Here is a 22,974-nt window from a genome sequence, read left to right as displayed (position 1 = left end):
ATTTAAGCCGGGTGAAGGTCGGGATCGGACTGCCGAACACGACACCGGGCACCGATGGCGCGCTGCTGCTGGAGTGGGCGCGCCGGGCCGAGGCCGGCCCGTTCTCCTCGCTTGCCGTCCTGGACCGGCTGGTCTACGACAGCCTCGATCCGTTCGCCGCGCTGTCCGCGGCGGCCGCGGTCACCGAGCGGGTCAGGCTGGCGACGATGATCGCGATCGGCCCGCTGCGCGGTGCCGCGATGCTGGCCAAGCAGGCCGACTCGGTGCACACGATCTCCGGCGGCAGGCTCACCCTCGGCCTGGCGGTGGGCGCGCGCAGAGATGACTACGAGGCCGCGGGCGCCGAGCACCGCACCCGCGGCGAGACGCTGTCCGCCCAGCTGGCACACCTGCGTGGCGGTGAACGTTCGATGGAGTTGCTGGTCGGCGGGGCGAGCGGGGCCGCGCTGGCCAGGATGGCCCGCTATGCCGACGGGTACGCGCACGGCGGCGGCCCGCCGCGGGCCTTCGCCTCCGCGGCGACCAAGGCACGGGCCGCCTGGCACGACCACGGCAGGCCGGGTGCGCCGCGCCTGTGGGGCCAGGGCTACTTCGCGCTCGGCGACCCCGAACGGGGCGGCGCCTACCTGCGCGACTACTACGCCTTCACCGGGCCGTTCGCCGAACGGATCGCCGCCGCGAACCTGACCAGCGCCCGTGCCGTACGGGACTTCGTCCGCGGCTACCGGGAGGCGGGCTGCGACGAGCTGGTGCTGCTGCCAACCGTTCCCGATCTCGCCGAGGTCGACCGGCTGGCCGAGGTCCTCACATGAAGGTTTCGGTGCTCGGTGCCGGCCCTTCCGGGCTGTACCTGGGAATCCTGCTGAAGAAGGCGCACGCCGGGCACGAGATCACCGTCCTGGAGCGCAATCCACCGGACGCCACCTTCGGCTGGGGCGTGGTGTTCTCCGAGGAAACCCTCGGCGCGCTCCGCGATGCCGACTACCCCAGCTTCCTGGACATCACCGACACCTTCGCCCGCTGGGACGCCATCGACATCTCCTACCGCGGCGAGCTACGCCGCTGCCGGGGCCACGGATTCTCCGCGATCGCCCGCAAACGGTTGCTGAACATCCTGCAACGCCGGTGCACCGAACTCGGGATCGAGCTGCGCTTCGGCGTCGAGGTGACGGATCCGGCCGCGCTGGCCGCGGAGTCCGACCTGCTGGTGGCGGCGGACGGGGTGCACAGCGTGGCCCGCCGCGGCTGGGACTTCGGCAGCACGGTCCGGCCGCAGGGTGGCAAGTACATCTGGTACGGGACCGACCGGGTCTTCGACGCCTTCCGGTTCGTCTTCGCCGAGACCGGGCACGGCATGATCCAGGTGCATGCCTACCCGTTCGACGAGCACACCAGTACCTTCATCGTGGAGACGCCGGAAGCCACCTGGCGCGCGGCGGGGCTGCACGAGCTCGGCGAGCGGGAGAGCATCGAGTTCTGCGAGCGGCTGTTCGCGGCCGATCTCGCCGGGCACCGGCTGCTGTCGAACAAGTCGGTATGGCTGGACTTCCCGCTGGTGCGCAACCGCAGCTGGCGGGCGGAGAACGTGGTGCTGCTCGGGGACGCCGCGCATACCGCGCACTTCACCATCGGCTCGGGAACCAAACTGGCGATGGAGGACGCGATCGCGCTGGCGAACGCCTTCGTGCGGCACGGCGGGACCGCGGCGGCGATCCCGGCGGCACTGGCCGACTACGAGCAGGAGCGGCGCCCGGTCGTGGACCGCTTCCAGCAGGCCGCGGCGGACAGTGCCGACTACTTCGCCAGGGTGGGCAGGCATGCCCGGCTGGAACCACCGCAGTTCGCGATGAACCTGCTCACCCGCAGCGGGCGGATCAGCCACGGCAACCTGGCCCAGCGGGACCCGGATTTCGTCCGCGAAACCGACGCCTGGTTCTGCGGTGGCGGGCCGCGCCTTTTCGGGCCGCCACCGATGCTGGTGCCGCTGCGGCTCGGCGGCACCGTGCTGCCGAACCGGGCGGTGTGCACCGCCACCGGCCCCGACGACCTGGCCGAGCGCGCACGCGGCGGGCCGGGCCTGGTGCTGGCCGGGCCGGTCGCGGTGTGCGCGGACGGCCGCACCTCGCCGGACTGCCCGGTGCTGGAGGGCGACGGCACGGCGTGGGAGGCGGCGATCGGGCGTGCGCACGAGGCCGGCACGCTGGCGGGAGTACGGCTCGGCCACGCGGGCAGGCGCGGGGCGGTACGGCCCGCGCGGTTCGGGGTGGACCTGCCGCTGCCCGCGGACCAGGCCTGGCCGCTGCTGGCCGCGTCGGCGCTGCCGTACGGGCCGGGCGGCGCCATCCCGAAGGCCATGGACGAGCAGGATATGGACCGCATCCGCACCGCCTTCGCCGCGGCGGCTACCGCCGCCGTGCGGGCCGGGTTCGACCTGCTGGAGCTGGACTGCGCGCATGGCGGGCTGCTGGCCTGCTTCCTGTCCCCGTTGAGCAACCACCGCACGGACGACTACGGCGGGGACACCGAGGCAAGGCTGCGGTTCCCGCTTCAGGTGCTGGCCGCCGTCCGCGCGGCGGCCGGTGACCGGCCGGTCGTGGTGCGGTTGAGCGTCACCGACTGGGCACCGGGCGGGCTGCGCCTGGACGAGGGGGTCGAGCTCGCCGCGGCCATGGCCGGGGCGGGGGCCGCGCTGATCCACGTGGCGGCCGGGCAGACGGTGGCCGAGTCCCGCCCGGTGTACCGTCGCGGTTTCCTCACCGCGTTCGCCGACCGGGTGCGCAGCGAGGCCGGGGTGGCCACCATGGTCGGCGGTCACCTGACCACGACAGACGAGGCGAACACGGTGCTCGCCGCCGGCCGGGCCGACCTGTGCATCCTGGAGCTCAGCACGACCTCGAACGGGGAGGCAGCGTGACCCACTTCGCCGATCTCACCTGCCCGCAGGTGGCGGCCCTGCGCACCGGCGACCGGGTACCGGTACTGCTGCTGCCGATCGGTGCCGTCGAGCCGCACGGGCCGCACGCCCCACTGGGCACGGACGCCATCATCTCCACCGGGATGTGCGAACGCGCCGCCGCGCAGTTCCAGGGCGACCCCGATGTACGGGTGCTGATCCTGCCCGCACTGGCCTACGGGGTCACCCGCTACGCCGTCCGGTTCCCCGGGGTGATCGGGGTGAGCGAGGAGACCCTGCACGGGCTGGTCGTGGACGTCTGCCTGCAACTGGCCGAGCAGGGGCTACCCAGGGTGCTGCTGGTGAACAACCACTTCGAGCCGGAACACCGGGCCACCCTGCGACGCGCGGTGCGCACGGTGGAGTCCCGGTGCGGCAAACGGATCGGCTACCTGGATCTGGTGCGGCGGCAGCACGCCGAACGGCTCACCGCGGAGTTCCAGGCAGGCGAGTGCCACGCGGGCCGGTACGAGACCTCGTTGGTGCTGGCGGAGCGGCCGGAACTGGTGGACACGGCACGGATGCGCGCGCTGCCTCGGGTCGCCGTGGACATGCCGGCCGCGATGGCCGAGGGCAAGCGGGACTTTCCCGCGCTGGGGATGACCGAGGCGTACTGCGGCTCTCCCGCCGAGGCCACCGGCGCGGAGGGCGCGGACACCTTCGAGGTGCTCACCACCCTGCTCACCGAGGCGATCTGGGAACTGGCGAAGGAGGCTTGAGCCACCTGCTCTGAACTGGACGTAGCTGCCCGAGGCGAGCGGAAGAACGCGCGCGGCGACAGCCCACGAGTGGCGAGGCCGGGCGCACCACCTGCGGAGGTGACGGTCATGACGGAAGTCCGAGCCCGGCCGAGCCAATCGTGTCGCGCGTTCAGAAACAGGCACTGAGAGATGGAGTCCAACCTCGCCGGGTACTTCCTCGACCGCAACCTCGCCGAGGGCAGGGGCGCGGACACCGCGCTGGTCTGCGGTGAGGTCTCGGTCAGTTATGCCGAGCTCGTCGCCCTCTCCGCCAGGGCGGGGCACCTGCTGCGCTCGCTCGGGGTGCGCAAGGGGCAGCGGGTACTGCTGGCGCTGAGCGACGGGGTCGAGTTCGTCGCCGCCTGGTACGGGGCGCAACGGATCGGCGCGGTGACCGCCGAGGTGTACACCTTCCTCACCGCCAAGGACTATGCCTACTACCTCGGCTACACCGATGCGGCGGTGGTCGTGGTGGACGCGGTGACCCTGGAACCGGTGCGGCAGGCCCTTGCCGGCGGCGCGCGGGCACGGGTGCTGGTGGCAGGCGTGCCGGAAGCGGAGCTGCGACCGCAGGAAAGTCCACTGTGGACCCTGATGGAGCAGGCGCCCGGCGAGCTCGAGCCGGAGCCGATGGCGGCCGAGGACGTGGCGATCTGGAAGTTCACCACCGGCAGCACCGGCTCACCGAAGGCCTGTGTGCACCCGGCAGGCAACCCGCTGGCCAGTTTCCGGCACTACGCCCGCGGGGTGCTGGACCTGCGGGCGAGCGACCGGGTGCTGGCGGTGCCGAAGCTGTTCTTCGGCTACGCCCGCGACCTGGTGGCGCTGTTCCCGTTCGGGGTGGGCGGCACCGGGATCGCCTTCCCCGAGCGCAGCACGGTGGAGCTGCTGTTCGAGCTGATCGAGCGGCACCGGCCGACAGTGCTGGTGAACGTGCCGACCATGATGAGCGCGATGCTCGCCCACCAGGGCGCGGCCGGGGCCGATCTGAGCTCCCTGCGGCTGACCACCTCGGCTGGGGAAGCCCTGCCCGAGGCGTTGCACCGCAGGTGGGACGCCACCTTCGAGGTACCGGTGGTGGACGGGATCGGCTCCTCAGAGGCCTACCACATCTACCTCTCCAACCGCCCCGGCGAGATCCGGCACGGCAGCGTCGGCAGGCCGGTGCCCGGCTACACCGCCAGGGTGCTGGACGAGAGCGGCGCCGAGCTGCCGCACGGCGAGATCGGCACGCTGGAGGTGAGCGGACCGAGCGTGGCCAGCGAGTACTGGGACGCGCCGGAGAAGTCGGCGAGCACCTTCGGCGCGGGCACGGTCCGCACCGCCGACCTGTTCAGCCGCGACGATGAGGGCTTCTTCACCTACCACGGCAGGGCGGACGACCTGTTGAAGGTGGGCGGGGTCTTCGTGGCGCCGAGCGAGATCGAGCACTGCCTGCTCGGCCATCCGGACGTGCTGGACTGTGCCGTGCTCGGCCACGCGACGGGCGGGCTGGTGCGACCGCTGGCACATGTGGTGCTGCGGGTGGGGGCTAGCACGGATGCCGAGGCGCTGCGCGAGTTCGCCAGGGCACGGCTGGCCGGGCACAAGTGCCCGCGCGAGTTCCGTTTCGTCGAAGCGCTGCCCCGCACCGCCAACGGGAAACTCGACCGCCGCGCCCTGCGCGCGCAGCAGGAGCCTTCATGAGGCGGGTCGTGGTGGTCACCGGTGGGACGCGGGGCATCGGCGCCGCGGTGGCCAGGCGGTTCGCCGACGCGGGCGACGAGGTGCTCGCCCCCGGCAGCTCCGACTGCGATGTCACCGACGAGGCCGCGGTGACCGCCTTCTTCGCCGGGCTGGACCGGGTGGACGTGCTGGTGAACAACGCCGGGGTGGCCACCAGCGCCCCGCTGGCCCGCAGCACCCTCGCCGACTGGCGGCGGCTGCTGGAGGTGAATGCCACCGGGGCGTACCTGTGCACCCGCGCCGTGCTGCCGGGAATGCGGGAGCGGGACAGCGGGCGGATCGTGACCGTGGCCTCCACCGCGAGCCACACCGGATACCGCTACACCTCCGGCTACACCGCGGCCAAGCACGCCGCAGTCGGGCTGATGCGGGCGGTCGCGGCGGAGGTGGCCGGCACCGGGGTGACGGCCAACGCGGTCTGCCCCGCCTTCGTGCGCACCGAGATGACCGAGCGCTCGGTCGCCAGGATCGCCGGGGCCACCGGGCGGGGCGCCGAGGAAGCCGAGGCGTCCCTGGCGGCGGCAGCCCCGCTGGGCAGGCTGCTGGAACCGGACGAGGTCGCCTTCGCCGTCACCTTTCTGGCGGCACCGCAGGCGGCCGCGATCAACGGCCAGACCATCGTGCTCGACGGAGGAGGTCTACAGAGATGAGCCCGTTTCGGGCGTCGGCGGGATTCACCGGGGACTGGCGGCATTTCGACTTCGCCGTCGAGGACGGGGTGGCCACGGTGACGCTGCGCAGGCCGGACAAGCTGAACGCGCTGACCTTCGAGACCTACGCCGACCTGCGGGACCTGCTCGCAGAGCTGCCGCACCGCGATGACGTGCGGGTGCTGGTGCTGGCCGGGCAGGGACGGGGGTTCTGCTCGGGCGGTGACGTCGAGGAGATCATCGGCGAGCTGCAACGGATGAAGAGCGCCGAACTGCTGGAGTTCACCCGGATGACCGGTGCGGTGGTGAAGGCGCTGCGGGAGACGCCGCTGCCGGTGATCGCCGCGGTACACGGGATCGCCGCCGGGGCGGGCGCGGTGCTCGCGCTGGCCAGCGATTTCCGGTTGCTGGCCCGGTCCGCCGCGTTCGCCTTCCTGTTCACCAGGGTCGGTCTCGCCGGGGCCGATATGGGCTCGGCCTACCTGCTGCCCCGGCTGGTCGGTCTCGGCAGGGCCACCGAGCTGCTGATGCTCGGGGACAAGCTGGACGCCGAGCGGGCGGAGCGGATCGGGCTGGCCACCAGCGTGCTCGCGGACGAGGAACTGCCCGGCGCGGTGCGAGCGCTGGCCAGGCGGCTCGCCGACGGTCCCGCAGGCGCCTACTCGGCGACCAAGGTCCTGCTCACCAGGGAGCTGGACATGGACCTCGGCGCCTCGGTGGAACTGGAGGCGATGACCCAGGCGTTGTTGATGACCGGAGAGGACCATCGCGAGTTCTACCGTGCGTGGTCCGAGGGAAGGGGGGCACGATGGACGGGGAAGTGACCCCGCACCGGGTGGTCACGGCGCCGGAACTGGCCCCGCCGGTGGGCTATGCGCACGCGGTGGTCGCCGCACCCGGCCGCACGGTCTTCCTTGGTGGGCAGACCGCACAGGACAAGAACGGCCAGATATCGGGTTCGACAATTTCCGAGCAATTTGACGTAGCAGCCGGTAATATAGTGGTTGCGCTACGTGCAGCGGGGGGCGGACCGCAACACCTGGTCTCGTTACTCGTGTACGTAACCGACGTGCCGGCCTACCGAGCCGCACTGCGCGAACTTGGCCCGTTGTACCGCAAACATTTTGGCCGCCATTATCCCGCCATCGCTCTGCTCGGGGTGGCCGAGTTGTTCGATCCGGACGCGAAGCTCGAGCTGGTCGGAACGGCGGTCATCACGTAAGGAGTGTGTCCGAGAACGGCTCGGACCTGTGATGATGAGTGGAAGAACGCGCGCTCGGCGAAGCCCACGAGCGGGGAGGCGGGGCGCTATCCGCGCAGGCGACGGTCATGCCCGGAGTCCAAGCCCCGCCGAGCCGATCGTGTCGCGCGTTTCCGGACAAGCACTGAGAAAAGGGGTGTCACCTTGAACCTTTCCGCCGAACACCGGGAGCTGCTCGAGGACACCGAACGCGTCGCGCGCAAGCTGCAGCCACTGGCCGGGACCGCCGAACCGGGTGCGGTGAACCGGCCCCTGCTCGCCGGACTCGGCGAGCACGGCCTGCTCTCCCGGCTGTTCCGGCGGGGGGACGACGGCTACGGCGCGGTGTCCGCGATGGATCTGTGCCTGCTCAGGGAGGCACTGGCCAGGTACTGCACCGAGGCCGAGACCGCACTGGCGCTACAGGGTCTCGGCAGCTATCCGATCCTGTCCGCTGGCAGCACCAAGCTCGCGGACGCCTGGTTACCGCAGGTGGCCGACGGCAGCGCCGTCGCGGGGTTCGCGATCACCGAGCCGGAGGCGGGTTCCGACCTCGGTTCCCTCGCGCTGGCCGCCACCAGGGACGGGGATGGTTTCCGGCTCACCGGTGAGAAGGTCTACATCTCCAACGCCCCGGACGCCGATGTGTACTCGGTGTTCGCCCGCACCAACCCCGGGGCGGGCACCAAGGGGATCACCGCCTTCGCCGTTCCCGGCTCCGCGAAAGGGCTCACCGGTGAGCGGCTGGCCATGCTGGCACCGCATCCGATCGGCAGGCTGACCTTCGAGGACGTGTTCGTGCCTGCCGAGCACGTGCTGGGCCAGGTTGACGACGGGATGCGGGTCGCGCGCAAGACGCTGAACCTGTTCCGGCCGAGCGTGGGCGCCTTCGCCGTAGGCATGGGGCAGGCCGCGCTGGACGCGGCCGTGGCGCACGCCCGTACCAGGGAGGCCTTCGGCAAGGCCCTGCGCGAGTTCCAGGCCGTCTCGCACCAGCTCGCCGATGTGGCCACCCGGCTGAAGGCGGCCCGGCTGCTGGTGCATTCGGCTGCCGAGGCCTACGACTCGGGCGCCGAGGACGTGGCATCCGCCGCCGCCATGGCGAAGGTGTTCGCCACCGAGGCGGCACAGCAGGCGGTGGATGTCGCGATCCAGGTGCACGGGGCGCGGGCGCTGGAGCAGGGGCATCTGCTGGAGCATCTGTACCGGGAGGTGCGGGCACCGCGGATCTACGAGGGCGCGTCGGAGATCCAGCGGGAGATCATCGCGCGCGGCCTGTTCCGGGACTGACCCCGCGGTCAGCAGACCTCGCCGCGGGTGGCCGCGGTCGCCCTGAGCATCGACCGGAGCAGCTCGAAGTCGATCGCATCCGGCCTGCGGTAGCGCAGACAGCCCTTGCCGCGGTCCGCGCCCGCGAGCCGGTCGGCGTGCGCCGCCAGGACGTCGGTGCGTAACAGGTAGATCGAGATGTACTGCTTCTGGCTGGCGAAACCCACGTCGGTCGTGCCATCGCGCTGGTAGGAGGGCATGCCGTAGGCCATCCGCTCGGTGAACCCCGGCAACTCCTCGCGGCAGAGGGAACGCAGTCTGGCCAGCGCTTCCCTGCGCTCCTCGGGAACTCGGGCCAGGTACTCGTCGACATCGTCCGCGGCACTGTGCATACCCGGTATTCAAGCATTTCCTACCGACGGTTCCCGACTTTCGGCCGTTGATCAACATCTTCCGGGCGCAATACGCTGCACCGCGGGTGATCCCCGCTTTTCTCCCCGTCCCCAAGGGTGTGATCCGCAGTGCCGTTCCGCATAACGCGTCGCAGCAGACGCGCGTCCCTTTCCGTCCTCACCGTCGCCGCGGCCATGGTCGCCGCGCTGGGGCTGCAGGTGGCGCAACCGGCAGTCGCGCAGCCGGGCCGCCACTGGCCCTCCCCCGAGCAGGTCACCGCCCCGATCGATCCGCAGCGTTGGGAGAATCCCGACGATATGACCTGGCAGGACCTGCGTCCGGTGCCGGGTGTCGACTGGTCGGACCCGGACCGGCAGGCCACCGAACGCACCTTCCGTGCCGCGCTGGTGCTGGCCGACTACCAGGACGTGGACTTCGCCGTCACGAGGCAGGCCGGCAGCGACATCTTCGGCAACCCGCGGATGAACGTCGGCGTGCCGCGGGAGGAGGTCGCCGCGTTCTACCGCGACTTCCTGAACACACCACAGCCGCTGAACCACCGGCTGACCATGCACGGCTACTGGATGGAGACCTCGAACGGGCGTTACGGCGTCACGCTGGACGCCTTCGGCGCCTACCGGCTGCCCGGCAAGAAGCACGAGTACGGCCTGAACGAGTGGAACCAGGAGGAGAACTGCCCCTCCGGTGACGACTGCGAGCGTGACCTGCGCGCCGACGTGTTCGCGCCGTGGAAGGCCGAGCACGGCGAGGACATCGCCGAGAACTACGACGTGGTGTTCGTGCTGACCGCGGGCAATGACGAGTCCTCGACCTGGCAGGAGTTCGGCGAGATGCGCTTCGCCGACTGCGAGTCGATCCCGGCGGAGTTCGGGCCGCCGGACCCGTCCCTGCCCAAGTGCTCCACCACCCGGTACGTGCCGTGGACGTCCTGGGCGGCCGCCGCCAACCACTGGCCGAACGCCCGCGGGCAGAGCACCACCCAGGCGGAGAGCTCGGGGCTGGGCACCTTCTCGCACGAGCTCAGCCACGTGCTGAGCATCGGGGACAACTACAACAACCCCTTCGGTGATCCGCCCCGGCGCAGCTACACCGGGCCGTGGAGCATGATGAGCCGCGGCTCGTTCAACGGGCCCGGTGGCCCGCACACCCGTTACCACGTGCCCGCCACCCAGGGCGGCTCGGTCGGCGTGCACCAGACCCTGCGGGACAAGCTGCGGCTGGACGCGGTCGGCGAGGAGCATGTGCTGCGGCTGTCCCGGGAGGCGCTGAAGTCCTCGGGTGTCGCGGTGATGACGGTGACCGCCCGCTCGGCCCCGATGGGCCTGGACGGGCGGGACGGCCTGGTCGGGGTGAACGTGGCGCTGGAAACCGACCGCGGCCCCGCCTGCGACCCCGGCAGGGATCCGTTCTGCGATGGCGGGAACTTCGACAACTACACGCTCGAGGTCATCGACCGGATGGGCTACGACTCCTTCGTACCGGACGCCGGGGTGATGCTGGCCAAGACCAAGGACCGGGACCGGGCGCCGTTCGTGTGGACCGTGGACGCCAACCCGCAGGACATCCGCACGGTGGACTTCGTCCGGCCGGACGGGACCAAGCAGTACCTTTCCATCGGCGACTACCGGCAGCTTTCCGACGCCCTTTTCCACGCGGGCACCCGTTCCGGCAGCGAGTTCGAGTACGTGGACGAGGCCAACCGGCTGCACTTCTACGTGCTGGACGTGCGGCGCGATGACACCGGGGTACTCAGCTACCGGCTGGCGGTGCGCTCGCTGGACGGGGCCGGGCCGCACACCCGCGATGTCGCCCTGCGCGCGGGGCGGCCGGTCGGCAAGGTGCCCACGCGGGTGGCCACCTGCCAGTTCCCGCTGCGCAACACCGGCACGGTGAAGCCGGTCGGCGGCGAGCATCCCGAGGACGTCAGCCGGTACGTGTCCTCGGACGTCTACCGGCTGTCCGCATCGGTTTCCGGGCGCGGCTGGAGCGCCACCCTGCCCAGCGAGGTGGTGGACGCCGAGGCGGGCTCCACGGTCAGCGTTCCGGTGCACGCGGTCCGCGATCCGGCCGGTTCCCCGTGGGCCACCGTCCAGCTGGAGGCCCGCTCGGAGAGCGACAACAGCGTGGTGGCCCGCTCCACCTGCCGCCTGTCCATCCTGGACACCTTCCCCTGGCGCTAACCCGTGTTCAAGGCGCGCGGTCGCCGAAGCCTGCGGCCGGACGCGCGCCCGCGCATCACCTCAGGCAGCCACCTTCTTGACAGCAGTCGAGCGGCGGCGGTGCTGGGTGGGGATGCGGGCGGTGCCGAGGGCGGCGTGCACCGCGGATTCGGCCAGCTCGGCCAGTTCCGCACGGTCGGCCGCCCGGCCCGGCGCGATCTCCGGGCAGACGAACATCTCCAGCACCAGCCCGCGCAGCCGGGCCACCCGGCGCAGCGAGGCGATCAGGGACTCCGGCCCGATGAAGGACGGCTGCGTGGTTTCCCTGCCGTCGGCGAGCCGGTAACGCAGCGCCAGCGGGCGCACCGGCACCCCACCGTCGATGGCGGCCTGGAAGGTGGCGGTGGTGAACCGGCCGGAGCCACGCCCGCACCAGGTGGTGCCCTCCGGGGTCACGCTCACCAGCGACCCCGATCGCAGCGCCCGCGCCAGCTCGGTCATCGTGCCCGGCAGGGTGCGCAACCGTTCCCGGTCCAGGAAGATGCTGCCCGCGCGGGAAACCAGCCGGCCGAGCACCGGCCAGCTCGCGATCTCCCGCTTCGCCAGCGCGCGCATCGGGCGCACCGCGTTGATCGCGATGATGTCCAGCCAGGAGATGTGGTTGTTGACCACCAGCGCGCCACGGCCGTCCGGCAGATCCCGCAGGCTCGCGCCGCCGTGCACCACCAGCCGGACCCCGAAGGCGCGCAGTACCCCGCGGAAAATCGCGCGCACCAGCCGTTGCCGGGCCGAGGGACCGAGCAGGAACAGTGCGGGCGCCACCGGTAGCGCCCCCAGCACCACCCCGGTCGCGGCCAGCAACCGCAACACCCGGCGCGGAAAGGCGACCACCGGGGCACCCGAGGTGAGACAGCCGGGGCCGCACGGGGAGACCGGCATCCAGGCGTGCGTACTCACACCTGCGCCCCGAGAAAGTACTTGAGGTAGCGGGAGTCGACCCGGTGCAGGTCGAGCAGCAGGAAGAAGTCGGCCACGCGGAAGTCCGGGTCGTGCGCGGGCGGGCCGCAGACCACGGCGCCCAGCCGCAGGTAGCCCTTGAGCAGCGGCGGCAGCACGGTCCGCCGCGGGCGCTCGATGCCATCGGCCGACCAGAGGTTGAGCGGGGTGACCCGCTCCTCCTCCGCGCCGTAGTGCCTGCGCAGCACGGTGTCCCAGACCCCGGCCGCGAGCCCACCGCCGTCGGCGAGCGGCACCGAGGCGCAGCCTGCGAGATACCGGTGCCCGGACAGCAGCATGTACCGGGCGATACCCGCCCACACCAGGCTCACCGCCGCGCCGCTGCGGTGCGCGGCATGTACGCAGGACCGGCCGGTCTCCACCAGGGAGCCGCGCAGCCGGGCCAGCGCGGTCAGGTCGAACTCGGTATCGGCGTAGAGCCGCCCCGCCTTGGCAGCCCGGTCCGGCGGCAACATCCGGTAGGTTCCGACGATCTCGCCGCTGTCGTCGTCCCGCACGACCAGGTGGTCGCAGAACTCGTCGAACTCGTCCACGTCAAGGCCGGGCTCCGGCGAGTGCAGGCTCGCCCCCATCTCCTCGGCGAAAACCTGGTAGCGCAGCCGCTGTGCGGCGATGACCTCGGCGTTGTCATGTGCGACGAGCAGGGAGTACCGGGGCGCGCCCGCCGCTGGTTGCATACCCGTCTGATCAGTGCTGACGAGCACCTCGGACCGCGTCATGCCCTAGGTGTACCCGGCACCAATGGACCGCGAAGAGTGCGATCCCATGACCGCTCAATGCACAGTCCGTTAACACCCGGTTTGCCCTCCTGCTGTGCGTGGCCCGTTCCCTGCAAATTTCGCAGGGAACGGGCCACGCACAGCAGTTGGCGAAGGGGTCAGCCCTTACGCTTGGTGACTTCCTCGGTGAGCTGGGGAGCCACCTTGAACAGGTCGCCGACCACGCCGAAGTCGGCGACCTCGAAGATCGGCGCCTCCGGGTCCTTGTTCACCGCGACGATCGTCTTCGAGGTCTGCATCCCGGCGCGGTGCTGGATGGCACCGGAGATCCCGAGCGCCACGTAGAGCTGCGGGGAGACCGTCTTACCCGTCTGCCCCACCTGGAACTGCGCGGGGTAGTACCCGGAGTCCACCGCAGCGCGGGAGGCGCCGACGGCCGCGCCGAGCGAGTCGGCCAGCTTCTCCACCACGTCGAACTGCTCGGCCGAACCGACGCCACGGCCGCCGGAGACGACGATCGTCGCCTCGGTCAGCTCCGGCCGGTCCCCGCCGACCACCGGCTCCACCCCGGTGATCTTGGCAGACTTGGCCGGGTCCACCGCGGGCAGCTCCAGCGGCTCCTCGGCGGCCGCGCCATCGGCCTGCTCGGCGTCCACGCTACCGGGGCGCACCGAGATCACCGGCGCGCCCTTGGCGGACCTGGACTTCACCGAGTACGCGCCGCCGAAGATGGACTGGTCGACGGTGCCGTCGGCGTTCACGCCGACCACGTCCACCAGCAGCCCCGCCTCGAGCCGGGCGGCCAGCCGCGCGGAGACCTCCTTGCCCTCCGCGCTGGCGGGCACCAGCACGGCGGCCGGGGACCCCTTGGCCGCCGCGGCGGCCAGCGCGTCCACCTTCGGGGTGACCAGGTAGCCCGTGGCGTCCTCGGACTCGGCCACGTAAACCTTGGCGGCCCCGTAGGAGCCCAGGGACTCCTTGACCTTGCCGGCCGTGCCGGGGGCGCCCACCACGACGGCGGCGGGCTCGCCGAGCGCGCGCGCCGCGGTCAGCAGTTCGTAGGTGACCTTCTTGACCTCACCGTCGACATGGTCGACGAGGACCAGTACCTCAGCCATACGTTTCTTCGTCTCCTTAAATCCCGCGCGGCGCTCTCTCAGATGATCTTCTGGCTGACCAGGTACTCGGCGACCTTGGTGCCGCCGTCGCCCTCGTCGTCGACCCGCTGGCCCGCCTGCCGCGGGGGCTTGGGGGCCGACTCGACCACGGCGGACCAGGCGTTGCCGAGGCCGACGGCACCGGCGTCCACACCGAGGTCGGCCACGGTCAGGGTCTCCACCGGCTTCTTCTTGGCGGCCATGATGCCCTTGAAGGAGGGGTAGCGCGGCTCGTTGATCTTCTCGCCGACGCTCACCAGTGCGGGCAGGGCGGCCTCGAGGTGGGTGATGCCCTCCTCCGTTTCCCGGTCGGCCTTGACGGTAGAGCCCTCCACGTTCAGCGTCCGGACGTGGGTCAGCTGCGGGATGCCCAGCAGCTCGGCCAGCACCGCAGGCACCGCGCCGCCGCGGCCGTCCGAGGCCTCGTTGCCGGCGATGATCAGGTCATAGCCCTCGACCCGGCCAATGGCCGCGGCGATGACCTTGGCGGTGGCCAGCACGTCCGAACCGTGCAGCGACTCGTCGGAGACATGGATGGCCTTGTCCGCGCCCATCGAGAGGGCCTTGCGGATGGCATCGGTCGCGCGGTCCGGGCCCACCGAGACGACGGTGACCTCGCCCTCGCCCGCTTCCTTGATCTTCAGGGCTTCCTCGACGGCCTTCTCGTTGATCTCGTCGAGCACGGCGTCGGCGGATTCACGGTCCAGGGTGTGGTCACCAGCCGTGAGCTTGCGCTCCGAATAGGTGTCCGGCACCTGCTTGACCAGGACGACGATGTTGGTCATGGGGCTTGTTCGACCTCCCGCTGGATGGAGCGCTGCTAGGTATTACTGGCCGGTAGATTATGCGCAACCGGGCCGGTTGGCGCGCCGAGGTGACCGCATTCACCTGGAATCGCGACTTATTGAGACGATGGTCCCGTTATTCTACGGCCACCGGAGGGTAACGTCGGGGAGGTCACTACTTCCGGTGCGCCATCACACCCGTTCGGACGTACCGGACTACTTCAAGTGGGTGTAAACGGGTTAACCTGCCGAACGTGCCCGTAGCAGTGATCACCGATTCGACCGCCTGCATCCCCGAGCAGCTCGCTGCCCAGTGGGGGGTCACGGTCGTGCAGGTCCAGATCCGCGTGGGTGACCGCATCGACGACGAGAACCGGTTCGATCGCGCCGAACTGATCGAGTCGTTGCGTGCGGGCGAGCCGGTTTCCACGGCACCACCCGATCAGGGTGCGTTCTTCTGGACCTACCAGCAAGCAGCCAGCCAGGGTGCGGACGCCATCGTCAGTGTGCACATCTCCGGCCGGATGTCCCAGACGGTGGAGGCCGCGCGAGCCGCGGCCCAGCAGGTCCAGATACCCGTGCACGTGGTGGACAGCGCCACCACCGGGATGAGCCTCGGGTTCGCGGTGCTCTCCGCGGCGCGCGCGGCTGCGGCCGGGGCGCACACCCGCCGGGTCATCGAGGTGACCGAGTGGCGCTGCGCGGCCAGCACCGAACTGATCTACGTGGACACCCTGGAGTACCTGCGCAGGGGCGGGCGGATCGGCGCGGCCTCCGCGCTGCTGGGCACCGCGCTCTCGCTGAAGCCGCTGCTCACCGTGCACCGGGGCGAGGTGGCACCGGTGACAAGGGTGCCAGGGGCGAAGCGGGCGCTCGCCAAGCTGACCGAGATCGCGGTGGAACGGGCCGGGCCTCGTCCGGTGGACATGGCGATCGCCTGCGCCGCACCCTCGGCCAGGGAGATGACCGTGGTGCGGCAACTCCGCGAGCAGGTCCGGGACCTGCGGGAGATCACCCTGGTCCAGGCCAGCACGGTGATCGGGGCGCATGTCGGCCCGGGGGCGCTGGGCATCACCGTGGCTCCCGTGCTGTAAAACCGGACGGAACTGGCGGCGGAGCCCGCACGTTTGGATGATTGCGGTATCGACGTCGAGTACCGGAGGTCCCGAGATGGCATCACTGTTCAGCAAGGCGGTCAAGCTCGCCGCCTACGCGCGGAGTCCACAGGGCCGCAAGGTCATCAACCAGGCCAAAGAGTTCGCAGGCGATCCACGCCGCCGGGCACAGGCCAAGGAGATGCTGAACAAGCTGCGGGACAAGGGCAGCGGCGGCAACGGCAACAGGGACGGCGGCAGCACTCCCCCACCACGCTGAGCGCACCGGCAGGACACCTGCCGGATGTGCCGGTGGCTACCGGCCAGTTAGGGTCCTGACGTGTGAGCACCCCATCCACCGAGGCGGCGGCGCGGGCCGCGACCCTGCACCTGACCGGTGAGCGGACCGTCCCCGGCGTACCCGAGGAAAATTACTGGTACCGCCGCCACGAAGCGGCCTACCACGCCCTGCTGCCGTACTGCGTGAACGCCACCGTGCTGGAGGCGGGCTGCGGCGAGGGCTACGGCGCGGGGCTGATCTCGCGGGAGGCTGCCGGGGTGCTCGCCGTGGACTACGACGAGCAGGCGATGGCGCATGTGGCCGAGCACTACCCGCGGGTGTCTCCGGTGCGGGCCAACCTGGCGTTCCTTCCGGTCGGCACCGGCAGCATGGACGTGGTGGCCAACTTCCAGGTGATCGAGCACCTGTGGGACCAGGAAGGGTTCCTCGCCGAATGCCTGCGGGTGCTCCGGCCGGGCGGGCGGCTGCTGGTCACCACGCCGAACCGGCTGACCTTCACCCCGGACTCGGACACCCCGCTCAATCCCTACCACACCAGGGAGCTCTCACCGTCCGAACTGGATAGTCTACTGAGGACTTCCGGATTCGACGTCGAGCTGCTGCACGGGCTGCACCATGGCCCGGCGCTGCGCGAGCTGGACCGGCGGTACGACGGCATCATCGACGCGCAGTTGCGGGTGGTGATGGGTTCCCTCCCCGGCCAGGCCGAATGGCCCGCGGGCCTGCTGGCGGACGTCAGCGCGATCGGTGCCGCGGACTTCGCGATCCACGGCGAGGACCTGGACGCCAGCCTGGACCTGGTCGCGGTGGCGGTGGCCCGGTGAGCGACTCCGAGGGAACCTTCTGCCTGGTGCTGCACAGCCACCTGCCGTGGCTGGCGCACCATGGATCCTGGCCGGTCGGCGAGGAATGGCTCTACCAGGCATGGGCGCACTCCTACCTGCCGGTGGTGGACCTGCTGCGCCGCTTCGCCGAGGAGGGCAAGCGGGATGTGCTCACCCTCGGGGTCACCCCGGTGCTGGCCGCACAGCTGGACGACCCGTACTGCCTGCGCGCCTTCCACGAGTGGCTGGGCACCTGGCAGCTGCGCGCCGAGCATGCCGCCACCCTCTGGCAGGGCAACGGGCCGCTCAGCGCGCTGGCGGCCGGGGAGTATCGCGCCGCCTCCGGCGCACTGGACGACTTCGAAACGCACTGGCGACACGGCTTCTCCCCGATCCTTCGATCCCTTGTGGACTCCGAGGTGGCCGAGCTGCTCGGCGGGCCGCTCGCCCACCCCTTCCAGCCGTTGCTGGACGAGCGCCTGCGTTCCTTCGCCCTGCGCGGCGGGCTGGCCGACACCGGGCTGCGTGTCGGCCACCGTCCACAAGGGATCTGGGCGCCGGAGTGCGGGTACGCCCCCGGCATGGAGGACGGCTACGCCGCGGCTGGGGTGGGACACTTCCTTGTGGACGGACCCTCGCTGCGCGGGGACACCTCGGCCGCGCGCACCGTCGGCTCCTCGGAGGTGGTGTGCTTCGGGCGGGACCTGGAGGTCACCTACCGGGTCTGGTCACCGAAGGCCGGCTACCCAGGGCATTCCTCCTACCGGGACTTCCACACCTGGGCGCACGAGGTCGGGCTGAAGCCGTCCAGGGTCACCGGCAAGCAGGTGCCGCCCGAGCAGAAGGCACCCTACGAACCGGCGCTGGCCGCGGACACCCTGCGCCTGCACGTCAAGGACTTCGTGGACACCGTGGTGACCCGGCTGCGCGAGCTGCGTGCGCGGCACGGCAGGCAGGCACTGGTCGTGGCAGCTTACGACACCGAGCTGTTCGGGCACTGGTGGCACGAGGGCCCCGCCTGGCTGGAGGCCGTGCTGCGCGCGCTGCCGGAGGCCGGGGTCCGGGTGACCACCCTGCGCGGCGCGCTGGCGGCCGGTCACCTCGGCGGCCCGGTGGACTTGCCCGCCTCGTCCTGGGGATCAGGCAAGGACTGGCGGGTCTGGGACGGCGAGCAGGTCGCCGATATGGTCCGGGCCAACGCCGGGCTGCAGGAACGCCTGTTCCCCGCGCTGGAAGGGATGCACCGCGCCGCCCGGGACCCCGCACGCGACCAGCTGGTCACCGAGGCCCTGCTGGCCCTTTCCAGCGACTGGGCGTTCATGGTCACCAAGGACTCCGCCGCCGACTACGCCCGCAGGCGGGCCAGGGTGCACACCGAACGCTTCGACGAACTGGCCGGACTGCTGCGCGCAGGCCAGGCGGACCAGGCGGTGCGCAGGGCGGCGGCCCTGCGCACCGAGGACGGCCCGTTCGGCCGCCTGGACGCCCGCGACCTGGGTTGAGCACCACGCGGCGCCCCCGCCACGGCGTGTTTGCTCCCCACATCCGCGTGTTGGCCGCCCACGCGCACGCGTTGGCCGCCCACGTCCGCGCGTTGGCCGTTCGGACACCGCCCACTCGCGGGTGGCCACGACCGGTCGTGGCCACCCGCGGGCAGGGTCAGCCGGTCCTGGTGTCCAGCCCCCGCTCACCGCCGCTCGAGACATCGGCGTCGTTCGAGACACCGTCCCCGGCGGGAGGAACCGGTGGCAGCGCCTCGTCCATGTCCACCGGCTCGCAGGGCGGCACCGGCGTGGTGGCCGTGGCGAGCTGGATCCCGGTCACGTCCCGGCTGCCCATGGTGCTGAGCACCAGTGCCCGGTCGCCGCGGAAGTCCGCGGGCCGCAGCGTGAAGACCGCCGAGTTCCCCTCCACCCGCAGCGCCATCGGCCCGCCCATGTCGGGACCGGTGCCGGGGAACCGCGGTTGCTTGCACATCTTGCCTTCCGGCAGGTAGTCGATCACCGCGTTGATGCCGTGCTCGCCCAGCGCGGCCTCGAGTTCCCCGGCGTCGCGCAAATCGCTGATCTCCACGCGCACGGTGCCGTCCTGCTGCGGTTCCACCGCGAACGCCGCACTGCTGCCACCGAGCGCCATGGGAAGCGCGACCGCTCCCGCGGCACCGCAGGCGGCAACGCCGGCCGCGATCGCCAGCCGTGGCCTGCGCCGGGCCGAGGTGGCACCGGCGGTTTCAGTGGTTTCGGGGGTTGCGGGGAGTTCGGCGGCGCGTTCGCTGACGACCTGCTTCAGGGAGACCAGCAGCCGGTCCTCGAACCGTCCGCGCGGCTGGTGGCTGGTGTTCATGGCAATACCTCCACGGGTGCGGCGACCCCATCGGTCGCGTCTGGCCTGAGGTGGTGCTGGAGTTGTCTGCGCGCCCGGTGCAGCCGCACCCTGGCCGCGGTCGGCCGGATTCCCAGCGCCTTCGCGGCGTCGGTGACGGCGAGTCCGTCCAGGGCAACCAGTTCGAGCACGGCGCGCTCGCCCTCGGCCAGCTCGTCCATGGCCTGGTACAGCCGCCGGGACTGGCTTTCGGCGTCGATCCGTTCCTCGATCAGGGCGATGTCGTCGCGGTCGACGAGCGCTCGCCCGGCGACCCTGCTCTCGGCCCGTAGCCCGCGGGCATGCCGCCGCCGCTCGGCCGCGAGCACGTTGCGCGCCACGCCGAACAGCCAGCCCGTCGGCCCGCCACGGGCGGCGCGGTAGGTGTGTGCCGATTCGATGGCCGCGAGGAACACGTCCGCGGCCAGGTCGGCGGCGCGCATCGGGTCACCGACCCGGCGTGCGATGAACCGCTGGATCAGGTCCACGTGCTCGCGGTAGAAGGCTTCGAACGCCGCCGGGTCGCGCCCGATCCTCGCTACATCCTGTTCCTCCGATGCTCGGGTCATCCGCTCACCTGTCTCACCGTTGCTCCTGCGTGCGTCGTGGTTGTGCTTTCGTGCACTCTTGGTCCGCACGCCCGGTCGCGTTACCGGTGGCAGGTGCCGCCGTCAGTCCGAGCCGATGTCGATCACGGCCCGGTTGTGCTCGGCGACCACGGTGAGATCCGGCTTGACCACGCGCCGGTCGTAGCTGAGCAGGCCGTTGACCTCGTTCTCCACATCCGTGGTCTGGGTGTAGATCGCCAACGACAGCCCGTTGTCCCGGACCACCGCGGCCAGGTCCCGGCTCATCTCGGCATAGCGCCCGGTGAGCCGCTCGGCATCGGTGGCCATCTCGTATGCCTGCGGCTGCCCCGGCCACGAGTGCCCATCGAGCACCAGTCCCAGGCCGCCGTACTCCCCCGCGGCCAGGGCACGCCGGTCCCGGATCTCCGGCCGCCCCGGGCCGACGTAGGTGTGGTCGTCGTAGACGTCGCCCGCGCCGCTGTCCGGATGCGAGTGGCAGCAGTTGACCCCGCTGTCGGCGACCACCAGCCGGTCCGGATCGGCGGCCTTGACCTCGGCGGCGATCCGCGCGGTGTCGTACTCGCCCCAGCCCTCGTTGAACGGAACCCAGCCGATGATCGAGGTCACCCCGCGCAGCTGCCCGATCAGCGCGGCCAGCTCTGCCTCGAACCGCAGCCGCGCCTGCCGGACCGGCGGGGCCTGCGGTCCGGGTGGGTTGTCCAGCAGTACCGGCAGGTTGGGCATGTCCTGCCAGACCAGCAGGCCGAGCCGGTCGGCCCAGTAGTACCAGCGCTCGGGCTCGACCTTGACGTGCTTGCGCACACAGTTGAAGCCTGCCTGCCTGGTCTGCTCCAGGTCGAAGCGCAACGCCTCGTCGGTGGGCGCGGTGTAGATCCCGTCCGGCCAGTAGCCCTGGTCCAGCGGGCCGTGCAGGAAGGTGATCCGGCCGTTCAGCGCGATCCGCGGCCTGCCCTGCCCGTCCGGGACCAACTCGATGGTGCGCAGGCCGGCGTAGCTCGACGCCTCGTCCGCCGCCCGGCCGTCGGCGGCCAGCAGGCGCACGGTCAGGTCGTACAGGTACGGGTCCGCCGGGCTCCACGACCGGGGCTCGGGCACCGGCAGCCACAGCCGGTCCCCGGCGGGCCCGGTGGCACGGGCGACCTCCGCCCCGCCCGGCTCGGTCACCACCACCTCGGCCCGGTGCCCCTGCGCACCACTGACCCGCGGGGTGACCGCGAACCCGGTGCGCTCACCGGCGACGTCCAGCCGCTCGACGTACGCGGGCCCCACCGGCTCCAGCCAGACCGTCTGCCAGATGCCGGAGGCCTGGGTGTACAGGATTCCGCCGGGGTCGTTCGCCTGCTTGCCGACCGGGAAGGTGCCGCGGTCGCCGGTGTCCTCGGCGCGTACCACCAGCTCCTGCTCCCCCTCGGTTCGCAGCGCGCCGCTGATGTCCGCGGTGAACGCGGTGTACCCGCCCTCGTGGGTGGCGACGAGCTGGTTGTTCACCCAGACCCTCGCCACCTGGTCGACCGCGCCGAAGTGCAGCAGCACCCGGTCGCCTTCCCAGCCATCGGGCAGCTCGAAGGTGCGCCGGTACCACATCCGGTCGTCGTGCCGCCCGATCCCGGACAGCGCAGACTCCGGCGGGTATGGCACCAGGATCCGCTCGCCGTACCGGCCGGGGGTGGTGTACTCCCAGACGCCGTTGAGGTTCAGCCAGCGCCGCCGGACCAGCCGCGGCCGGGGATACTCCGGCAGGGCGTTGTCCGGGCCGACCTGGCCGGTCCACGGGGTGTCGAGCGGGGGCCGCGGAGGCTGCCATCCCGGATCGCTCACGGAGGACGTCACCACACCCTTCCTACCCCGGCAGCGCCCGCCGGCACGCCGCGACGGTGACGAAGGTCACGCCCTAGTACACCGGCAGCAGGACCCCGTGCTCACTCTCCGGACGCGGGCCGAAGATCCGGCGCTGTGCCTCGGTGATCGGGACGTCATTGATGCTCGCCTCCCGGCGCCGCATCAGCCCCTCCTCGCTGAACTCCCACAGCTCGTTGCCATAGCTGCGCCACCACTGACCCTCGCGGTCGCGGCATTCGTACTGGAACCGCACGCCGATCCGGTTGCCTCGGAACCCCCACAGCTCCTTGCGCAGGGCGTAGTCCAGCTCACGCGCCCACTTCTCGCGGAGGAACTCCACGATCCGGGCGCGGCCGACGAGATGGCGGTCGCGGTTTCGCCACACCGAGTCCTCGGTGTAGGCCAGCGCGACCCGCTCCGGGTCACGGGTGTTCCAGGCGTCCTCGGCAGCCTGCACCTTCTGCGCGGCGGTGTCGGCCTCGAACGGGGGAAACGGGGGACGTATCATGACGGTCAGCGTAGAGAACGATCGTTCTCCACACCAGTGGGAGGTGCCGTGGACCACGCCGAGGCCACCGATCGGCTGCTCGACGCGGCCGGAAAACTGTTCTACGAACGAGGGGTGCAGGCCGTAGGGATGGACGCGATCCGGGCCGAGTCCGGAGTGTCGCTCAAGCGCCTCTACCAGTGCTTCCCCGCCAAGGAGGCACTGGTCGAGGCCTACCTGCGGCGGCGAGACGAGCGCTGGCGCGCCTCGCTCACCGGGTACGTGGCGGCAAGGGGCAACGATCCGCTTGCGGTGTTCGACTGGCTGCACGCCTGGTTCAGTGAGCCCGGCTTCCGCGGCTGCGCCTTCATCAACTGCTTCGGTGAGCTGGGCCCGAACGCCCCCGGGGTGACCGCGGCGGCACGCGCGCACAAGACGGCGGTGCGCTCCTACCTGCGCACGCTCGCCGCCCCGGACGCCCTTGCCGACCAGTTGTTCACCCTGCTGGAAGGGGCTACCGTGACGGCGGCCATCAATGGCGATCCGGCCATCGCGCTGACCAGCAAGGCAGCCGCGCGAGCGTTGCTCGCCCAGGCGGCGGCAGGTGTCGTTGACCAACCGCCAGGAAGGACCTCAGCCGACTGGTGAGT

The 22,974-nt window shown here is 71.3% G+C and carries 23 protein-coding genes; 14 read left to right on the top strand and 9 right to left on the bottom strand.

The genetic code is table 11. The annotated features are described in order from the left end of the window. Positions 1-11: 11 nt before the first annotated feature. The 8 genes from KOI47_RS11150 to KOI47_RS11115 all read left to right on the top strand — a co-directional run bounded on the left by KOI47_RS11150 (position 12) and on the right by KOI47_RS11115 (position 8,598). Positions 12-812, top strand: coding sequence for an LLM class flavin-dependent oxidoreductase (locus KOI47_RS11150; RefSeq protein ID WP_216215905.1), 801 nt, complete (start codon positions 12-14; stop codon positions 810-812). Continuing rightward, the gene (locus tag KOI47_RS11145; protein ID WP_216215904.1) at positions 809-2,914 is read left to right on the top strand and encodes an oxidoreductase; all 2,106 of its coding nucleotides are present in this window, start codon (positions 809-811) and stop codon (positions 2,912-2,914) included. The genes KOI47_RS11150 and KOI47_RS11145 overlap by 4 nt, the downstream gene beginning before the upstream one ends. After that, positions 2,911-3,672 (top strand): creatininase family protein, encoded by a 762-nt coding sequence (locus KOI47_RS11140; protein ID WP_216215903.1) that lies wholly within the window; start codon positions 2,911-2,913, stop codon positions 3,670-3,672. Before KOI47_RS11145 ends, KOI47_RS11140 begins: the two co-directional genes overlap by 4 nt. A 171-nt stretch (positions 3,673-3,843) precedes the next feature. After that, entirely contained in the window at positions 3,844-5,379 is a 1,536-nt protein-coding gene (locus KOI47_RS11135) for a benzoate-CoA ligase family protein (protein WP_216215902.1), read from the top strand. Further along, on the top strand, positions 5,376-6,068 hold the full coding sequence (locus KOI47_RS11130; protein ID WP_216215901.1) for an SDR family NAD(P)-dependent oxidoreductase: 693 nt from the start codon (positions 5,376-5,378) through the stop codon (positions 6,066-6,068). Before KOI47_RS11135 ends, KOI47_RS11130 begins: the two co-directional genes overlap by 4 nt. After that, entirely contained in the window at positions 6,065-6,892 is an 828-nt protein-coding gene (locus KOI47_RS11125) for an enoyl-CoA hydratase family protein (RefSeq protein WP_216215900.1), read from the top strand. The genes KOI47_RS11130 and KOI47_RS11125 overlap by 4 nt, the downstream gene beginning before the upstream one ends. Beyond that, positions 6,877-7,290 carry a RidA family protein gene (locus KOI47_RS11120; RefSeq protein ID WP_216215899.1) on the top strand — a complete coding sequence of 138 codons (414 nt, stop codon included), beginning with the start codon at positions 6,877-6,879 and terminating at the stop codon, positions 7,288-7,290. The genes KOI47_RS11125 and KOI47_RS11120 overlap by 16 nt, the downstream gene beginning before the upstream one ends. Positions 7,291-7,473: 183 nt before the next feature. Further along, positions 7,474-8,598 carry an acyl-CoA dehydrogenase family protein gene (locus KOI47_RS11115; protein ID WP_216215898.1) on the top strand — a complete coding sequence of 375 codons (1,125 nt, stop codon included), beginning with the start codon at positions 7,474-7,476 and terminating at the stop codon, positions 8,596-8,598. Between the two features lie 8 nt (positions 8,599-8,606). Here the strand turns inward: KOI47_RS11115 and KOI47_RS11110 are convergent, their stop codons facing one another. After that, positions 8,607-8,969, bottom strand: a complete 363-nt coding sequence (locus tag KOI47_RS11110) for an iron chaperone (RefSeq protein WP_216215897.1) — start codon at positions 8,967-8,969, stop codon at positions 8,607-8,609. A 129-nt stretch (positions 8,970-9,098) separates the two neighbouring features. On the opposite strand from KOI47_RS11110, the gene KOI47_RS11105 reads away from it, so the two are divergent. After that, positions 9,099-11,171, top strand: coding sequence for a M6 family metalloprotease domain-containing protein (locus tag KOI47_RS11105; RefSeq protein WP_232376680.1), 2,073 nt, complete (start codon positions 9,099-9,101; stop codon positions 11,169-11,171). 60 nt (positions 11,172-11,231) lie between these two features. On the opposite strand, the gene KOI47_RS11100 is transcribed toward KOI47_RS11105, so the two are convergent. The 4 genes from KOI47_RS11100 to KOI47_RS11085 form a co-directional block, all read right to left on the bottom strand. Then, positions 11,232-12,089 carry a lysophospholipid acyltransferase family protein gene (locus KOI47_RS11100; RefSeq protein WP_216215896.1) on the bottom strand — a complete coding sequence of 286 codons (858 nt, stop codon included), beginning with the start codon at positions 12,087-12,089 and terminating at the stop codon, positions 11,232-11,234. A 14-nt stretch (positions 12,090-12,103) separates the two neighbouring features. Further along, positions 12,104-12,886, bottom strand: a complete 783-nt coding sequence (locus KOI47_RS11095) for a GNAT family N-acetyltransferase (RefSeq protein WP_216215895.1) — start codon at positions 12,884-12,886, stop codon at positions 12,104-12,106. Between the two features lie 158 nt (positions 12,887-13,044). Then, the gene (locus tag KOI47_RS11090) at positions 13,045-14,004 is read right to left on the bottom strand and encodes an electron transfer flavoprotein subunit alpha/FixB family protein (RefSeq protein WP_216215894.1); all 960 of its coding nucleotides are present in this window, start codon (positions 14,002-14,004) and stop codon (positions 13,045-13,047) included. A gap of 38 nt (positions 14,005-14,042) precedes the next feature. Continuing rightward, the gene (locus tag KOI47_RS11085) at positions 14,043-14,828 is read right to left on the bottom strand and encodes an electron transfer flavoprotein subunit beta/FixA family protein (protein ID WP_216215893.1); all 786 of its coding nucleotides are present in this window, start codon (positions 14,826-14,828) and stop codon (positions 14,043-14,045) included. A 245-nt stretch (positions 14,829-15,073) separates the two neighbouring features. Between KOI47_RS11085 and KOI47_RS11080 the strand changes: the two genes are divergently transcribed. From KOI47_RS11080 to KOI47_RS11065, 4 genes are all read left to right on the top strand, one after another. Further along, on the top strand, positions 15,074-15,922 hold the full coding sequence (locus KOI47_RS11080) for a DegV family protein (RefSeq protein WP_216217235.1): 849 nt from the start codon (positions 15,074-15,076) through the stop codon (positions 15,920-15,922). A 76-nt stretch (positions 15,923-15,998) separates the two neighbouring features. Beyond that, the gene (locus KOI47_RS11075) at positions 15,999-16,202 is read left to right on the top strand and encodes a hypothetical protein (RefSeq protein WP_216215892.1); all 204 of its coding nucleotides are present in this window, start codon (positions 15,999-16,001) and stop codon (positions 16,200-16,202) included. A gap of 62 nt (positions 16,203-16,264) precedes the next feature. Next, entirely contained in the window at positions 16,265-17,047 is a 783-nt protein-coding gene (locus KOI47_RS11070) for a class I SAM-dependent methyltransferase (protein ID WP_216215891.1), read from the top strand. Continuing rightward, on the top strand, positions 17,044-18,549 hold the full coding sequence (locus tag KOI47_RS11065; protein ID WP_216215890.1) for a 1,4-alpha-glucan branching protein domain-containing protein: 1,506 nt from the start codon (positions 17,044-17,046) through the stop codon (positions 18,547-18,549). Before KOI47_RS11070 ends, KOI47_RS11065 begins: the two co-directional genes overlap by 4 nt. Positions 18,550-18,706: 157 nt before the next feature. Here KOI47_RS11065 and KOI47_RS11060 read toward each other — a convergent pair whose 3' ends face one another. The 4 genes from KOI47_RS11060 to KOI47_RS11045 all read right to left on the bottom strand — a co-directional run bounded on the left by KOI47_RS11060 (position 18,707) and on the right by KOI47_RS11045 (position 22,345). After that, positions 18,707-19,390: a hypothetical protein gene (locus KOI47_RS11060; protein ID WP_216215889.1), complete on the bottom strand. Its 684-nt coding sequence runs from the start codon at positions 19,388-19,390 to the stop codon at positions 18,707-18,709. Continuing rightward, positions 19,387-19,977, bottom strand: a complete 591-nt coding sequence (locus KOI47_RS11055) for an RNA polymerase sigma factor (protein ID WP_216215888.1) — start codon at positions 19,975-19,977, stop codon at positions 19,387-19,389. Before KOI47_RS11055 ends, KOI47_RS11060 begins: the two co-directional genes overlap by 4 nt. Positions 19,978-20,079: 102 nt before the next feature. Continuing rightward, positions 20,080-21,828 (bottom strand): glycoside hydrolase family 2 protein, encoded by a 1,749-nt coding sequence (locus KOI47_RS11050; RefSeq protein WP_216215887.1) that lies wholly within the window; start codon positions 21,826-21,828, stop codon positions 20,080-20,082. 61 nt (positions 21,829-21,889) lie between these two features. Next, positions 21,890-22,345, bottom strand: coding sequence for a nuclear transport factor 2 family protein (locus tag KOI47_RS11045; RefSeq protein ID WP_216215886.1), 456 nt, complete (start codon positions 22,343-22,345; stop codon positions 21,890-21,892). A gap of 48 nt (positions 22,346-22,393) precedes the next feature. Between KOI47_RS11045 and KOI47_RS11040 the strand changes: the two genes are divergently transcribed. Then, positions 22,394-22,972 carry a TetR/AcrR family transcriptional regulator gene (locus KOI47_RS11040; protein WP_216215885.1) on the top strand — a complete coding sequence of 193 codons (579 nt, stop codon included), beginning with the start codon at positions 22,394-22,396 and terminating at the stop codon, positions 22,970-22,972. The last annotated feature ends 2 nt before the right edge of the window (positions 22,973-22,974 follow it).

This window comes from Amycolatopsis aidingensis, assembly GCF_018885265.1.
GTDB lineage: Bacteria > Actinomycetota > Actinomycetes > Mycobacteriales > Pseudonocardiaceae > Amycolatopsis > Amycolatopsis aidingensis.
The sequence above is the reverse complement of the archived record's forward strand: the minus strand, read 5'-3'. Positions and strand labels throughout refer to the sequence as shown.

What these genes read in the sequence shown, in the direction of transcription:
- KOI47_RS11125 (WP_216215900.1), top strand. Translation starts at nt 6,065, where the DNA reads ATGAGCCCGTTTCGGGCGTCGGCGGGATTCACCGGGGACTGGCGGCAT.
- KOI47_RS11120 (WP_216215899.1), top strand. Translation starts at nt 6,877, where the DNA reads ATGGACGGGGAAGTGACCCCGCACCGGGTGGTCACGGCGCCGGAACTG.
- KOI47_RS11045 (WP_216215886.1), bottom strand. Translation starts at nt 22,345, where the DNA reads ATGATACGTCCCCCGTTTCCCCCGTTCGAGGCCGACACCGCCGCGCAG.
- KOI47_RS11110 (WP_216215897.1), bottom strand. Translation starts at nt 8,969, where the DNA reads ATGCACAGTGCCGCGGACGATGTCGACGAGTACCTGGCCCGAGTTCCC.
- KOI47_RS11100 (WP_216215896.1), bottom strand. Translation starts at nt 12,089, where the DNA reads ATGCCGGTCTCCCCGTGCGGCCCCGGCTGTCTCACCTCGGGTGCCCCG.
- KOI47_RS11135 (WP_216215902.1), top strand. Translation starts at nt 3,844, where the DNA reads ATGGAGTCCAACCTCGCCGGGTACTTCCTCGACCGCAACCTCGCCGAG.
- KOI47_RS11090 (WP_216215894.1), bottom strand. Translation starts at nt 14,004, where the DNA reads ATGGCTGAGGTACTGGTCCTCGTCGACCATGTCGACGGTGAGGTCAAG.
- KOI47_RS11145 (WP_216215904.1), top strand. Translation starts at nt 809, where the DNA reads ATGAAGGTTTCGGTGCTCGGTGCCGGCCCTTCCGGGCTGTACCTGGGA.
- KOI47_RS11055 (WP_216215888.1), bottom strand. Translation starts at nt 19,977, where the DNA reads ATGACCCGAGCATCGGAGGAACAGGATGTAGCGAGGATCGGGCGCGAC.
- KOI47_RS11085 (WP_216215893.1), bottom strand. Translation starts at nt 14,828, where the DNA reads ATGACCAACATCGTCGTCCTGGTCAAGCAGGTGCCGGACACCTATTCG.
- KOI47_RS11095 (WP_216215895.1), bottom strand. Translation starts at nt 12,886, where the DNA reads ATGACGCGGTCCGAGGTGCTCGTCAGCACTGATCAGACGGGTATGCAA.
- KOI47_RS11075 (WP_216215892.1), top strand. Translation starts at nt 15,999, where the DNA reads ATGGCATCACTGTTCAGCAAGGCGGTCAAGCTCGCCGCCTACGCGCGG.
- KOI47_RS11060 (WP_216215889.1), bottom strand. Translation starts at nt 19,390, where the DNA reads ATGAACACCAGCCACCAGCCGCGCGGACGGTTCGAGGACCGGCTGCTG.
- KOI47_RS11130 (WP_216215901.1), top strand. Translation starts at nt 5,376, where the DNA reads ATGAGGCGGGTCGTGGTGGTCACCGGTGGGACGCGGGGCATCGGCGCC.